General features: G+C 59.7%; 14 protein-coding genes. 10 read left to right on the forward strand and 4 right to left on the reverse strand.

The features are described from left to right. Window positions 1-85: 85 nt before the first annotated feature. From AC1DVM_RS03025 to AC1DVM_RS03070, 10 genes are all read left to right on the forward strand, one after another. Window positions 86-1,555: a M81 family metallopeptidase gene (locus tag AC1DVM_RS03025; protein WP_477251933.1), complete on the forward strand. Its 1,470-nt coding sequence runs from the start codon at window positions 86-88 to the stop codon at window positions 1,553-1,555. 25 nt (window positions 1,556-1,580) lie between these two features. Continuing rightward, window positions 1,581-3,251 carry an amidohydrolase gene (locus AC1DVM_RS03030; RefSeq protein ID WP_477251935.1) on the forward strand — a complete coding sequence of 557 codons (1,671 nt, stop codon included), beginning with the start codon at window positions 1,581-1,583 and terminating at the stop codon, window positions 3,249-3,251. Window positions 3,252-3,403: 152 nt separating this feature from the next. Then, window positions 3,404-4,948, forward strand: coding sequence for an ABC transporter substrate-binding protein (locus AC1DVM_RS03035; RefSeq protein WP_477252062.1), 1,545 nt, complete (start codon window positions 3,404-3,406; stop codon window positions 4,946-4,948). An 85-nt stretch (window positions 4,949-5,033) separates the two neighbouring features. Continuing rightward, window positions 5,034-5,969 carry an ABC transporter permease gene (locus AC1DVM_RS03040; RefSeq protein WP_477251937.1) on the forward strand — a complete coding sequence of 312 codons (936 nt, stop codon included), beginning with the start codon at window positions 5,034-5,036 and terminating at the stop codon, window positions 5,967-5,969. An 8-nt stretch (window positions 5,970-5,977) separates the two neighbouring features. Beyond that, on the forward strand, window positions 5,978-6,799 hold the full coding sequence (locus AC1DVM_RS03045; RefSeq protein ID WP_477251938.1) for an ABC transporter permease: 822 nt from the start codon (window positions 5,978-5,980) through the stop codon (window positions 6,797-6,799). Further along, complete coding sequence (locus AC1DVM_RS03050) at window positions 6,796-7,776, forward strand: ABC transporter ATP-binding protein (RefSeq protein ID WP_477251940.1); 981 nt, start codon at window positions 6,796-6,798, stop codon at window positions 7,774-7,776. The genes AC1DVM_RS03045 and AC1DVM_RS03050 overlap by 4 nt, the downstream gene beginning before the upstream one ends. Further along, on the forward strand, window positions 7,769-8,752 hold the full coding sequence (locus tag AC1DVM_RS03055; RefSeq protein ID WP_477251942.1) for an ABC transporter ATP-binding protein: 984 nt from the start codon (window positions 7,769-7,771) through the stop codon (window positions 8,750-8,752). Before AC1DVM_RS03050 ends, AC1DVM_RS03055 begins: the two co-directional genes overlap by 8 nt. A gap of 41 nt (window positions 8,753-8,793) precedes the next feature. Then, entirely contained in the window at window positions 8,794-9,753 is a 960-nt protein-coding gene (locus tag AC1DVM_RS03060) for a succinylglutamate desuccinylase/aspartoacylase family protein (RefSeq protein WP_477251944.1), read from the forward strand. 161 nt (window positions 9,754-9,914) lie between these two features. Further along, a complete protein-coding gene (locus tag AC1DVM_RS03065) occupies window positions 9,915-10,268 on the forward strand; it encodes a DUF6481 family protein (RefSeq protein ID WP_477251946.1) in 354 nt (117 codons plus the stop codon). A gap of 177 nt (window positions 10,269-10,445) precedes the next feature. Beyond that, window positions 10,446-10,697 (forward strand): DUF2188 domain-containing protein, encoded by a 252-nt coding sequence (locus AC1DVM_RS03070; protein WP_477251948.1) that lies wholly within the window; start codon window positions 10,446-10,448, stop codon window positions 10,695-10,697. A 60-nt stretch (window positions 10,698-10,757) separates the two neighbouring features. Here AC1DVM_RS03070 and AC1DVM_RS03075 read toward each other — a convergent pair whose 3' ends face one another. The 4 genes from AC1DVM_RS03075 to AC1DVM_RS03090 form a co-directional block, all read right to left on the reverse strand. Further along, a complete protein-coding gene (locus tag AC1DVM_RS03075; RefSeq protein ID WP_477251950.1) occupies window positions 10,758-11,252 on the reverse strand; it encodes a YciE/YciF ferroxidase family protein in 495 nt (164 codons plus the stop codon). 95 nt (window positions 11,253-11,347) lie between these two features. Then, the gene (locus AC1DVM_RS03080) at window positions 11,348-12,562 is read right to left on the reverse strand and encodes an extracellular catalytic domain type 1 short-chain-length polyhydroxyalkanoate depolymerase (RefSeq protein WP_477251952.1); all 1,215 of its coding nucleotides are present in this window, start codon (window positions 12,560-12,562) and stop codon (window positions 11,348-11,350) included. 88 nt (window positions 12,563-12,650) lie between these two features. Next, the gene (locus AC1DVM_RS03085) at window positions 12,651-13,358 is read right to left on the reverse strand and encodes a sigma-70 family RNA polymerase sigma factor (protein ID WP_477251954.1); all 708 of its coding nucleotides are present in this window, start codon (window positions 13,356-13,358) and stop codon (window positions 12,651-12,653) included. A 70-nt stretch (window positions 13,359-13,428) separates the two neighbouring features. Continuing rightward, window positions 13,429-14,583: a L,D-transpeptidase family protein gene (locus AC1DVM_RS03090; protein WP_477251956.1), complete on the reverse strand. Its 1,155-nt coding sequence runs from the start codon at window positions 14,581-14,583 to the stop codon at window positions 13,429-13,431. Between the last annotated feature and the right edge of the window lie 268 nt (window positions 14,584-14,851).

The raw sequence follows: 14,851 nt of genomic DNA on the forward strand, positions 1-14,851 counted from the left end.
GACGCCCTCGAAGGCGTCGTTGTGGGAGGCACCGCACAGTCAGCCTGGCATCCAGTGCTCGCAGCGGAAAAAACGGGAATTCACAATGGGACGGCGCGTACTGGTCGCAGAGTTCATGCACGAGACCAACACATTCAGCGTTCAGTTGACGGATGAAGATGCGTTTCACAACTCCAGTTTCTACCTCGGCCAGGAGATCCGGCCTGCCTTCGAAGGCACAAGGACCTCGTTAGGGGCCGCGTTCGAAGCGGCAGCAAAATTTGACTGGGATGTGGTGCACCCACTCGCGACATCGGCGAACCCTTCTGGCCGCGTGACGGATGCATGTTTCGAGACGATGTCGAGCCGAATTCTCGACATGTGCGACGGGGTCGACGGAATCCTGCTACACCTTCACGGATCGATGTCTACGCAGAGCCATGACGACGGCGAAGGCGAGTTGCTGTTGCGCATTCGCAATCGCGTTGGACCGCATGTGCCTGTGGTCGCCGTCCTCGATCTGCACGCCACCGTCACGCAGGCAATGGCTGATAACGCCAACGCGCTGATTTCATACCGAACCTATCCGCATATCGACCAGTACGAGCGCACATGGCAGGCGGCCGAGCTTCTTGAGAAGGCAATGGCCGGCGAAATAACGCCGCGGGTCGCCCTCGCGCGCCGCCCCATTCTGTATGCGCTCGATGGAGGCCGGACCACGTCGCCGCCTTTCATGGAATTGCTGCGTCGCGGCGATCGAATCGAGAGCGCAGGGCAAGCACTCGTGGTCAGCGTCCAGGCGGGGTTTTCCTCCGCGGACGTTCATGACATCGGTCCCTCGGTGGCGGTGACCGGAAATGATCACGCATCCGCGCAGGCGATCGCCGAGGAGCTCATGGATTATGCGTGGGAGCAGAGGACATTTTCGTCAATCCACTTTACTCCGCTGGAAGAGGCCATTGCGAAGGCTCAAAAGGGAACCGGGCAGGAAAAGCCTCTCGTCATCGCCGATTACTCGGATAATCCCGGCTCAGGCGCCTATGGAGACGCCACCCGTCTGCTGAAAGCGGTCCTTGATGCAAACCTGCAGAACGTGGGTTTTTACGCAATTCGCGACCCGGAGGCAGTTCTCGAAGCGCAGGCGGCCGGCGTGGGAAAAAACGTGACGTTGAGGCTTGGCGGAAAGGTCGATCCCACGATGGGAGGCGGCCCTCTCGAGATCACGGCACATGTGGCGGCGATCACGGATGGAAGCTTCATCGCGTACGGGCCGATGGGCGGAGGGGCGCGGCGCAATTACGGCTTGAGTGCTTTGCTGCGCGTCGGTGGTGTTGAAATTATCGTCATCACACACAACGGACAGGCGACGGATCTCGGACAGTTCACGTCGCTTGGCGTGGATCCGACACGAAAGTCAACCATCGTGGTGAAATCAATGCAGCATTTTCGCGCAGCGTTCGAGCCGATTGCGCGCGAAGTGCTGGAGGTCGATACGGGCGCGCTGTCGACACGCAATTTCAAGGAACGCCCCTATAAGAAAATCCGGCGGCCCATTTGGCCCCTCGATCCTCTTTAAAAACCAATTCAAGGCAGGAGCCGGCATGACCGAGCGTTTTGAAGAATTACGGCCGCAAACCGGAAAGTCGACGGCTTCGGCCGATCTCGTTCTCCGGAACGGCACCATCTGGTGCGGCCGAGAAGACGGTATCGTACAGGCTGTCGCCGTCTGGCAGGGGCGGGTTCTGGCAACAGGGAGCGATGCGGAGATCGGGACCCTGATCGGACCCGCCACGCGCGTGATCGATCTTCAAGGAAAATTCGCGACGCCAGGCCTCAACGATGCGCATCTGCATCTGGTTTCGCTTGGAATGACGATGAGCTGGGTCGATGCCAGCCCGAAGGCGGCGCCAACCCTTGGGGCGTTGACCCAGGCAATCGCCGCACGCGCCAAGCAGCTTCGTCCGGGGGAGTGGGTTCTGGCACGAGGTTACGACCAGACAAAGCTCGACGTGAAACGACACCCGCAACGCTGCGAGCTCGATGAGGTATCGCCGGACAATCCCGTGATGGTCGTGCGAGCCTGCGGCCACATCTCGGTCTGCAATTCTCTCGCCCTCAGGCTTGCGGGGATCGATGAGAATTCGCCGACGCCGGCAGGCGGATTGATCGAGCAGCAGGACGGCAAGCTCACCGGCCTGCTGGCCGAGAACGCTCGGGCGCCCGTCTGGGCAGTGATTCCGCCTCCGACCGAGGAGGACCTGATCGATGGGATCGAGAGGGGCGGGCGACATCTCCTCTCTTATGGGATCACGAGCTGCATGGACGCGGCGGTTGGACAGCGCGGCGGGTTTGGCGAGATCGCAGCCTATCACCGCGCCAAGCGCGAAGGGCGGCTTCCCGTGCGCACCTGGCTTGTGCTCTTGGGCGATCCCGATCGCAGCATTGTTCCGCAATGCTATGATGCCGGTCTGATCTCGGGAACGGGTGACGACATGTTGATGGTCGGCGCCGTAAAGTTCTTTCTGGATGGATCGGCCGGTGGACGCACCGCGTGGATGTCCCATCCCTATCTCGGCGAAGATCGTACCACCGGCGTGCAGATGATGCCGGATGACGAAATCGAATCGCTGGTTATGGACGCGCATGCCAAAGGCTACCAGCTTGCCTGCCATGCGATTGGCGACGCAGCCATCGAGCAACTTGTGACAGCGTATGAGAAGGCTCTCGCGGCTCATCCCGATCCCGATCGTCGTCACCGTGTCGAGCATTCAGGCTTCTCAACACCGGCGCAGCACGAGCGGATGATGAAGGCCGGCATCTATCCGTGCCCGCAGCAGGTGTTCATCTACGATTTCGGTGACGCCTACGTCTCGGTGCTTGGCGAAGAACGAGGGCTCAGCAGCTACCCGCTCAAGACCTGGATCGATCTTGGGCTCAAGCCTGCGACCGGCAGCGACGCGCCTGTCTGTCAACCCAATCCTTTCCCCAATCTCTACTCCATGATCACGCGCAAGACCTGGAAGGGTACGGTGATGGACGAGCGCGAACGGGTCTCGATCGAAGAGGCGCTTCAGGCCTACACGGAATTCGGAGCGTTCTCGCAAAAGATGGAAAACGTCAAAGGGCGCCTTATCCCCGGGCAGCTTGCGGATATCGCGGTCTTCTCACGCAACCTCCTGGAAGCGACGCCGGAAGACATCCTTGACAATACGCAATGCGATCTTACCATTCGCGGCGGTGAGATCGTTCACGATCGTCTTGGCGTTACATAAAAACCATCAGGGGAAACGCTCGGACACCTGACTAAGCTCGACCGAAATGGCCAATTCTCACGGTGGCTTCAAGCCAAATCGTGAAAGCAAAAATCTTGGGAGGAACAATCGTGTTAAAAAAATTTGCTATCGCCTCGGCGCTTGTGCTGACGATGAGTGGCTTTGCTGAAGCGCAGACGCCGCGCAAGGGCGGGACGATCCGGCTCACCGCGCCGTATGGTTCGAGCTTCGCCAATCTCGACATCCATACCTCGAACCGCGCGCAAGACGAGATCTACGCCAAGGCCATTCACCGCACGCTCTACAATTGGGACTCGGCCAACAACAAGCCCGTGCTTGAACTGGCAACGGCAGTCACCGCGTCGGCGGATGGGCTGGTCTATACCTACAAGCTGCGCGACGACGCGATCTTCCACCACGGCCGCAAGATGACCGCCGATGACATCATCTGGACGTTCAATCGCCTCATGGATGRCTCGAAAGCCTATCCCGGCGCGCGCTACGTGCGCATCATCAAGGGTGCGATCGATGTCGAGAAGGGCAACGCAAAGACCATTGCGGGCCTGAAAAAAATCGACGATTCGACTCTGGAAATCACTTTGACCAGCAAGGTCGATCCCGGCTTCTATTTTCACGCTGCCATGACGTCGATCTATCCGGCCGACGAAGCCGTGAAGGAATCCTTCAACACCAAACCCATCGGTCTCGGCCCGTACAAGTTCCTGGAATATGTGCCGGGTTCGCGCCTGGTGGCCGAACGCTGGGACAAGTTCTACAAGCCCGGCAAGCCATATGCGGACAAGGTTTCGATCTCCATCATGGGTGAGGCTGCCGCACGCGACGTGGCATTCCGCAACAAGGAAATCGACGCATCGATCCTGGGCCCGGCGCAGTACGTCGCTTATCAGGCCGACCCCGAGCTCTCCAAGGGACTGCTCGAAGTCGCCGAGGTCTATACCCGCAATATGGGCATGAACCGGAACTTCAAACCGTTTGCCGACAAGCGTGTTCGCCAGGCGATCAACCACGCCATCGACTCGGATTTGATCATCAAGCGCTTGGTCAAGGGCAAGGCCTATCGGGCCACAAGCTGGCTCCCGCTGTCTTCGCCGGCCTACGACCAGAACTTGAAGCCTTACGCCTACGATCCCGAGAAGGCCAAAAAGTTGCTGGCTGAAGCCGGCTATCCAGAGGGTTTCGAGTTCGAGTGGACCGCAACCTCCAACGAAAGCTGGGGCATCCCGATCGTCGAGGCTGTCATTCCGATGCTCGAGAAAGTCGGCATCAAGGTGAAGATCAAGCCGGTCGAGGGCACTGTGTTGTCCGAGGTGGTGAGCAAAGGCGACTATCAGGCCTACATCTGGTCCAATACATCGGGGCCCGATCCGCTCGAGGCTCTGAAATGCTTCCACTCGGCGACGCCGCAATCCGCCTGCAACTACACCGCATTCAAGAACCCGGACCTCGACAAGATCCTGGATGAGGCTGCAGTGAGCGAGGCCGAGAAGCGGATCGAGTTGCTGAAGAAAGCAAACGCGATGGTCCAGGACGAAGCGCCGGTATGGTTCTTCAACTACAACAAGGCCGTCATGGCCTATCAGCCCTGGATCAAGGGTCTTCAGCCGAACGCAACCGAACTCGCAATTCAGTATCCTGAGGATATCTGGGTCGAAGCGTCTTCGCCTGCGGCCAAGTAACCGGAGACTGAGCGACAGCTCACGCTGAGCAGGTAGATCCTGACATCCGGAACGCTATTCCGGATGTCAGGATCGGGAGTGATGAATGCTGTCTTTTATCGTGCGGCGTTTGCTGCAGACCATACCGATCATCCTTGCGGTTGCGCTGTTGATCTTCGTGATGTTCAGCGTCATTCCCGGCACCTTCGCATCGAGTATGGGCGATGATGGCCGAGGCATGCTTGACGCCCAGGTGATGGAGCGCATGAACAAGGAATTCGGCCTTGCCGACCCTGTCTATGTGCGCTTCGGAAAGTATGTCTGGCAGCTCGCCCATTTTGATCTCGGGATGTCTTTCCGGACTCGGCAGCCCGTGTCGAGCGTGCTGGCCGACCGCATGTGGCCGACGCTACAGCTATCGTTCGCCGCCATGCTGTTCTCGATCGTCATCGGTGTTCCGCTGGGGTTTATCGCCGCGCTGAAGCCTGGATCCATTATCGATACGGCGTCCATGGTCGGCGCCGTCTCCGGCCTGTCGTTGCCTAAATTCTGGCTTGGGCTCCTGCTGATGTACTTGTTTGCGCTGAAACTCGGATGGCTCCCGAGTTTTGGATACGGCAGTGGGGGACTGCGCAATTTGACGCTTCCCGCAATTGCGCTGGGGGTTGCGCCCCTTGCACTCCTTGCGCGCACCACAAGGGCTGCTGTCTTAGAGATCATGAACGCAGATTTCGTCCGGACTGCCCGCTCGAAGGGGATGAGCGAAACACGGGTCGTGCAATGGCATCTTGCGCGCAATGCGCTAGTGATCGTATTGACCACGATCGGGCTGCAATTCGGCACGGTCATCGGGCAGGCCGTGGTCGTCGAAAAGCTGTTCGCGTGGCCCGGTTTGGGATCTCTCCTCGTCGATAGCGTGACGCTCCGCGATATTCCTGTCGTCCAGGGCGCGATCCTGCTGATCGTGCTGTTCTTCCTTCTCGTCAATATGCTCGTCGATGTCCTTTGCGCCATCATCGATCCGCGTATCAAGTACACCTGAGGGGCACAATGAAGATCAGGGCCAATCTGCTGATCGGCGGCGTGCTGTTCGCAACCGTTGTGATCGCCGGTCTGCTGGCACCCCTGTTGGCGCATACCGACCCGGTGATGGATGCAAACCTCATGTATGCGGAGGAGCCGCCGGGCGGCGAATTCTGGTTCGGCACCGACGCGCAAGGACGCGACATCTACAGCCGTGTGCTCTATGGAGCGCGCATCTCGTTGACGGTCGGCATTGTGTCGCAACTGATCAATACCGTGATCGGCGTGTGCCTCGGGCTGTCGGCAGGGTATTGGGGTGGATGGTGGGATGATTTCGTCAACGGCCTCACGAACCTCATGCTGGCAATTCCGTCACTGATTTTCGCGCTCGCGATCATGGCTATCCTTACGCCGGGTTTGACGAGCCTGCTCATCGCGCTCGGGCTCACAAATTGGTCATTCACCTGCCGCCTTGCGCGGGCTTCGGCCTTGTCGCTCAAGAGTCAGGGCTATGTGCAGGCCGCCAAGGTTCTGGGTTACGGCGATATCCGGATCATGTTGACACAACTCCTGCCTAACATGCTCGGGCCGATCATCGTCATCGGGACCTTGGGAATGGGCGGCGCTGTCCTTGCAGAAGCTTCGTTGTCCTTTCTGGGGCTCGGTATCCGGCCGCCATTTCCGAGCTGGGGCAGCATGCTGTCGGATGCGCGAGACCAGATCACCACAGCGCCCTGGATATCGATCTTCCCCGGTCTCGCGATCTTCATGACCGTACTGGGATTGAACCTTCTCGGCGACGGCTTGCGTGACATCCTCGACCCGCAATCGCGGAGCCGCCGCGCATGAGCAGCAGGCCGCTTCTGGAGGTCGAGAACCTTCGCATCGATCTTTCGATCGGCGACGCGAAATTCGCCGCCGTGGAAGACGTCTCCTTCACCATCGGACGTGGCGAGACCATGGGGTTGGTCGGCGAATCCGGCTGCGGCAAAAGCATCACGGCGCTCGCACTGATCGGCCTCTTGCGTCACCCACTCAGCGTGGGTGGCGGTGTCATCCGATTTGACGGGCAGGAGATCCAATCCCTCTCGCCCGCGAAGATGCGCGAATTGCGCGGCGATCGCATTTCGATGATCTTTCAGGAGCCGATGACGGCGCTCAACCCCTTATCCCCTGTGGGACGACAGATCGCCGAGATGTTCGTTCTCCACAAGGGCGCGACCTGGAAGGAAGCCGAACGGCAAGCTGTCGACGCGCTCGCAAGCGTCCGGGTCCCGGCGCCCGACCGTCGCGTCAAGGATTATCCCCATCAACTCTCGGGCGGCATGCGCCAGCGTGTGATGATCGCCATTGCGTTGGCATGCAGTCCCGACCTGCTTCTTGCCGACGAACCGACAACTGCGCTCGATGTGACCGTTCAGGCGGAGATCCTGGATTTGATCCGCGATCTGTGTGCGGAACGCGGTACCGCGGTGCTGATGATCAGCCACGATCTCGGCTTGATCGCCAACATGTGCCGAAGGGTCGGAGTGATGTATGCCGGGCGCATCGTGGAAGAACGTGCGGCTGGGGACGTGTTCCGTGCTCCGAGCCATCCGTATACGAGCGGCCTCGTTGCCTCGCTGCCATTGCTCGGTGCGCGGGCGCGTCATGGCCGTCACCGCTTGATGGAGATCGCGGGTGTCGTTCCCCCAGTGGCGGCGTTCCCCGCTGGATGTCGCTTCAACCCTCGCTGCCGGAAAGCGACGGATATTTGCGTGGTCGAGAACCCCCCGGTGACCCTGTTGGCGCATGACGGATCGGTGAGGTGTCATCATCATGAGTGAGATGCACCAAACGATCATGCGGGTTGAGGATCTGGCCGTGCATTTTCCGATGGGCGGTGGGCTCCTGGGCGGACCGCGGCGATGGCTTCACGCGGTCGACGGCGTCGATCTGGAGCTGAAACGCGGGGAATGCCTCGGTCTCGTCGGGGAATCAGGGTGCGGAAAATCGACGCTCGCCCTGTCGCTTCTGGGGCTGCAGGTGCCGACGCGTGGCCGCATCGTGCTCGATGGGCAGGACGTCACTGGCAGCGCCGGGCGCGACCGCAAGGACCGTGCGCGTTTCGCCCAGATGGTATTTCAGGATCCGTATTCCTCGCTGAATCCGCGACAAACCGTTCGCAAGACTCTGGAAGCGCCGCTTCGCCTGCACGGCATTTCCAGTCAGAGCGAGGTGGACGACCGTATCGAGGATGTGCTGAGGCATGTCGGTCTGCGGCCAGATCAGGCAGAGCGCTATCCGCATGAATTCTCGGGCGGGCAGCGGCAACGCATCGGCATTGCGCGCGCTCTCATCTTGCGGCCAAAGATCATCGTACTCGACGAACCCGTCTCGGCTCTTGACGTCTCGATCCGTGCGCAGATCATCAATCTTCTCCTCGAACTCAAGGAGACCCTCGGCCTTTCCTACGTGATGATCAGTCACGATCTAGGGGTGGTGGAACACATGAGTGATCGCGTGGCCGTGATGTATCTCGGCCGCATTGTCGAGACCGGCGGTTGGGAAACGATTTTCACCAATCCACAACACCCCTATACGCGTGCGCTGATCGCCGCGATTCCCGACCCGTTTTCGCGCAACAAAGGCACGAAGATTACCGGTGAGATCCCGAACCCGCTTAATCCTCCCGTCGGATGCGGCTTCCATCCGCGCTGTCCGGAGGCACGCGATATCTGCCGCGTTCCGCCCGTGCCACTGCTCGATGCGGTGGCTGCGGACCATCTCGTTCGCTGCCGCCGCGTCGGTGAATTCGCCTGAAGTGGCCAACGGCATCCGGACCAGAACAGAAAGCTTTCACGATGACGGTGTTTCCAAATAAGGTTGAAGGGCCACTGGAGACAGTGCGTTTCACCGGGCTTGGAAGAGGCCCGAAGCTCATCGTGATGGGAGGGGTTCATGGGAACGAGACTTGCGGCCCGAACGCCATTCTTCGTGCGATTGAGGATTGCCGCTCAGGTCGCATGAGCATTCGTCGCGGTCAGGTGACGTTCGTTCCCGTCGCGAACCTGAAAGCCTATCAGCAGGGCACGCGCGAAGGAGATCGCAATCTCAACCGCGATTTGCGCGAGAAAACGATTCCGGGTGACTATGAGGATAAGATCGGCAATCTGGTTTGTGCCCTCCTGCGCGAGCACGATGTCCTGCTCGATATCCATTCCTTCAGTGGGGAAGGTGTGCCCTTCATCTTCGCTGGACCGCTCGACAATGTGGCCGACGTAGAGCCGTTTCGCTTCGCGACGGCCGAGGGTGACTTTGCCGCAAGGCTTGGCACGGAGATTGTCATCCACGGGTGGCTCGATGTGTATGGACGCTTTCTGGCGGAACGGGAAAGGCTTGGTTTCTCCAATCGGGCGCTTTCGGAAGGGGTCGGTACGACGGAATATATGCGGTTCTCGGGCGGATATGGCGTAACGCTCGAATGTGGCCCGCATGACGATCCAAAGTCGGCCGAGGTTGGGTATTCTGCCATTGGCAATGCTGCCGCCCATCTCGGGCTGACCGATGCGCCAATCCCGCCCGTCGTGCTGAAGACTGCGATCCGGATCGTCGACATGTACGTCTGCGAGAGGGAAGGGGACCGGATCGAAGTCAAATGGAAGACCGGCGATTCCATCAGCGCTGGGCAGATACTGGGCCGTCGCGCGGACGGAACGGCCATTGAGGCGGCGAGCAACGGCTTCATCGTATTTCCGAACCCAAGGGCCAAGCCAGGCGATGGATTATGTTACTTTGGGGTCGCCAGCCCCCGGGTGTTTTGACGAGGGTGGATCGGAGATCGAAGACGCCACGCCCTTGGGACTTTCGGGCTGCGCGGCTCTGCTGGCGCCACTTTGGGATTGATGAGGACCTCCCGACGTCGTACGGCTATCGCCATCAGCGGCCTCTTTAGCCGCCCGCAACCCGACGACAAAGGAACGACGTGAAGAGCCTCAAGAAGGATTTCAACGAGAGATTAACGACAGCCGCAGATGCCAAGAAGGCCCTGTTGGAGAAGTTCAAATCGCGCCCGACCCTGGATGATCCGGCGGTAGCCGACCGAAGAGCTGCGCGCGAAGCCCTGAGTAAGGCTCGTGAGGAGCGCTTGGCCGAGCGAGCCGTTAGCCGTGCGGCCGACACCAAGGCAAGGATCGAGGCTGAAGAGCGCGCCCGCCGCGAGGCGTCCGCTGCGCAAGAGACCGAACTCGCTGAGCGGGAAGCCCGCGAAGCGGCGTTGGAGATTGAGCGCAAGGCCGCCCGGGACGCCCGCTACGCCGCGCGCAAGGCCCGCAAGTAAGAGACAGGGTTCGGACGTGAGGGTGGGAAAAACCCGCGAATGCGTTGGCGGACGCCCGCTTCGGCGGCTTTCTGATGTCTCGAAATCTATCGACGTAACATCTGCTGAACGTGCAGGGCGGTGCTGGGAACTTCAGTGATTGCTTCTACATTCACTCTAGCAGCAAGGAGAGCGCTCGTGGTGAAGGTTCGATACGAGATCGTCGAGCATGACGGTGGATGGGCTTACAAGATGCAGGGCGTCTTTTCAGAGCCGTTTGGGAGCCACGCCGAAGCGTTGAACGCGGCCGAGCGTGCAGCCAGCGAACAGCAGGTTCCTGGCGAGACCTCTCCAATCGAGTACGAGGACGCAAAAGGGAAGTGGCACGAGGAGGTCGCCCGGGGCAGCGATCGTCCCACGACCGAAGTTGAGGACGGTGGGGCTTCATAACCTTCACAAGGAAGTTGCCCCTGCCGTGTTCGGCAGGGGATCTGCATTGGGCGTTGTCGATCAAGCAGCCTTGGTATTGACCCGTGACTGAGCCAATTTGCTCAGCAATACGTCGGTTTCCTTCTCCTCTTGCAGATTTTGATCGAGGAGCTTGGCCGCGTCCGCCATACCAAGTTCAGCAGCCCAGGTCTTGAGCGAGCCGTACCGCGTAATCTCATAGTGTTCCACAGCCTGAGCCGCAGCAACGATTCCGGCGTCGAGGGCCGGGCTGTCGGCAAAGTCTTCCATTATTTCCTTGCCTTCCTCGATGATGCCGTTGATGGCCTCGCAAGCGACACCCCTGGCGGGCTTTCCCAGCATTTTGAAGATCTGTTCAAGCCGATCGATCTGGCCCTCAGTCTGCTCGCGATGCGTTTCGAATGCAGCCTGAAGCTCGGCAGTTCCGGCATTCTTCGCCATCTTCGGGAGAGCTTTGAGAATCTGCTTTTCGGCGTAGTAGATGTCCTTGAGAGTGTGGAGAAAGAGATCGTCCAAGGTTTTTTCTTTGCCAGCCATTCAACATTCCTCCAAATTGCGGTTGCGCCGATTCAACTTCCCTCAAACGCGGCAGTTCCGCGCAACCGCACCTCAGAGGGATGATTCGCCTGACGCTATCGCAGAAGGCCCGCGCTCTTGAGGGCGCGGTTGATGATCGAACCGATGTCCGTACGATGAGCCCGCCCATCTTCGCGGCTCGCAGTCCTGTCCTGGCGACGAGGCGCACGTTCGTTGGCGCCAACCTGCGCCACACCACGTGGGATGATCTCTACCTTGCCATTCACTGTCGCGTCTGACGAGGCGTGACCGTGAGAGGGCCTGAACGCTGCCGGAGCCTCAGCGATTCCCCAAAAATCCGCGATACGATGACTGGACGAGAGTCCGGCCTCGAGAAGATAGGGCGCGGTCGCGCCAAAATGCTCGTCCCCGGGACCGGTTGCCAATGGTGTACCGTGCCCCATCTCCAACACGACAAACTCTTCGACCGCTGGCGTGCCGTCCTTGCCATTCCACACTCGCCGAATGTGGTTGGCGTGTTTTTCCTCCAGGTCGGGTCTCCGGCTGGTCTCATGAAGGGTCGACCATTGCTTGACAGTCTCAGTGGCGTTCCGGGGATGCACGGTCTGATCCGCACTGCCATGCCAGATTGAGACTTTGGGCCAAGGCCCCGCATGTGCGGAAGCGGCCTTCACATGGTTGCCCCAGTCAATCGCCTCCATGGTGCGGCCTTCCGCCATCACTCGAAAAGCGCCAGGAATATCGCTTGCGCTCTGAAAGGGCAGGCCCGCGATGATGGCGCCTCCCGCAAAAGCTTCCGGATAGGTTGCCAGCATCGCCGAAGTCATCGCGCCCCCGGCCGAAAGTCCAGTGACGAAGATTCGGGCTTCATCGATGCCCCAATCCGTGACCGTACGGTCGATCATCTGGCGAATGGAGTGAACCTCCCCAGAGCCCCGCGTCGTGTCGGTCGGAACAAACCAGTTGAAGCACAGATTGGGGTTGTTGGAACGCCGCTGCTCGGGCAAGAGCAGGCAAAATCCAAAGCGGTCCGCGAGCTCGATCCATCCTGCCCCATCGGCATAGGCAGCTGCCCGTTGGGTACAGCCGTGCAGCACCACCACCAAAGCAGGGTTTTCCGAGATTTCATGCGGGGTGTAGCGAAACGCTCGCAAGTTACCGGGATTTGCCCCGCTATCGGAGAATTCTTCCAGCCGCCCCTTGCCCCTAATCTGCGGTAATGCGGTCGAATCGAGACCTTCGGGCAGTTTATGATGCCAATTGGCCTGTTGCCGGAAAAGCCGTGAAACTGTTGTGCCTAATCGGGCCATTCTATCCATCCTCAATTAGGCATAACACGGGTCGGATGGAAGAGTTGCTGCACTGCACAATTTTTTCGGAGAGGAAGGTCCTTACGCATCAAACGCTTCGGGAACGGGACCCTCCGATGCCGTCTTCACCGGCTAACCCCATCAGTTCGGCCAAACGGTTCCGCGCCCGGTTGACGCGGCTTTTGACGGTACCGACTGCACAGCCGAGCGCTTCAGCCGCCTCGTCGTAGGACATGCCCTCCGCGCCGACCAAGATGATGACATCCCGCTGATCCGGGGAAAGGCGGGCCAACGCCGCTTGAAGGTCCTGATGCACGAGTTTGTCATGCTGGTCGGGAATGGACACCATGGTCGCCGCGTGGGCTCCGTCGGCGTCTTCGACCTCTCGACCCTTCTTACGGTGGGTGGAAAAGAAATTATTGCGCAGAATGGTGAACAGCCACGCCCGCAGGTTGGTCCCTTCTTGAAAACTGTCGCGCTTGCTGAGGGCCTTGAGCACGGTATCCTGCACCAGGTCCTCGGCGCGATCGACGTTCTTGGTCAGCGAGATGGCAAATCCCCGCAGATTGGGAATGCTGCTCATAATTCCATTGATGAAATCCTGGTCGACCGGTTCCTGATGCGCGCGGATGACCTGGGAGACCCTCGCAAGCAATTGTGTCAGGTCCCGTGGAATTTTCTGCAGGGCAGGATCCCCATAGAGCGCCCGAAGCTGCTCTCCTAAATGGGTCTGGATCGCATTATCAAGATTGGCGGGCATCGTGGTACTGTCTTGGATATCGGGTTTGCGGGTCATATCCCGAACATGGGGCGAGCTTGGCAGATAACAACCTCTCGTGCCTCCGGATCAGACTGACACTTCGTCTCTATCGCTTCTGGATGCTGCCGACGACTTCGGGCTCGCTGATGGGAGAAGCCGAGTCCAAAAACTCGACGACGACACCCGGCTGGACGAGCTTGACCAATTCCCGCACGTCCCAGTTCGTCAGCCGGATGCAGCCGTGGCTGTTCGTCTTGTCGATCTTATTGGGCGCTGGAGTGCCGTGGATACCGTAGGTCGGTTTGTCGAGACCAATCCAGGCGCTGCCGACAGGATTGTTGGGGCCGGGGGCAAGTCGCAAGGCCTGCGTGTTGTTGCCCTGCTGAAAATTGACCTTTGGGCGATACCAATATTCCGGGTCTGTCGCGATGGTCTTGATGGCGTGGGTGCCGGTCGGCGACGGCAGGTCGTTGCTTCCGATCGTTGCAGGATACGATACGATGAGCGTACCGCCTGAATCGTATCCCAACAACCGCTTCTTATCCTTGTCCGCGACAAGCCGGGCGATTTTGGCTGTTGCCGGCGCCGCGACATTCGTGACGACAATGGTGGTTCCCGCTTGGGCAAAGTCCACGCCACCGTTCAGTTGCCGAAGAAGATTTTCGTCCATGTGAAACTTTTCAGCGAGCAGCTCCACCGGGTCCCGATAGGCAAGGCGGTCGAGCTTCGCCATTTCGGCGTAGTCTTTCGGCATGTCCGGTACGAAGGGCCCGGCAACATCTTTCTCGTCGATGACGTATTCGATGAGCGGCGGCGCGGAATGCGTCAATTCCAGACTATTCCAAATCTCCTTATCGACGATCCCGTCAACAGGCAGCCCTAACATTGCTTCCACGGCTGCGACGGCCTTTGCAACGTTGTCTCCGTGATAGCCGTCGATCACACCGGGTGAGGCATGGGCACGATCGAGCAGGACCTGCAGCTTCAGGATCATTGGGCTCTGCTCGCCCGGCGCGACCGTCGGCTGAAAGACGTCCCATGCATTCGACCGCGCGATCAGTTCCGACGCGGCGAGCTTTGGCTTGGGTGGCGTCTGCTGTTCGATAAGCGCTCCGATGGGATCCGGCTTCGGCCCGATCGCAGCAGCGGATGTTACCAAAGCATCCGGCGTGGCAACGGCGGGTTGCGTTTGCGCATGGCCCCCACCCGAAGCGAACAGCAACGCTGCAACAGAAAGGCACGGGATCAGTCGTGGTTGCATCGGGAGCGCTCATCTGTGCAGAAGGAAAAATCAACCCTAACGGGGCGCGTTTAAGACGCCCTTAACGTTGAAGCATCAATCGCTCGCCGGGCCGCGGAAATTGGCAGCGGCGCGCGAAGTTGCCCGGACCCGCCGTGAGTCACTATTAACCTTGAATGGCGATGCGAAGCGCCGATTGCCGACACCCTTCGCCACAATCACAAAAATTCCGCAATGATGCCGCTGTTTGCGACGTTTGGAGAACTGGATGCAGCGATCGCCATGGCGC

It is taken from the genome of Microvirga sp. P4_A5, assembly GCF_056402495.1.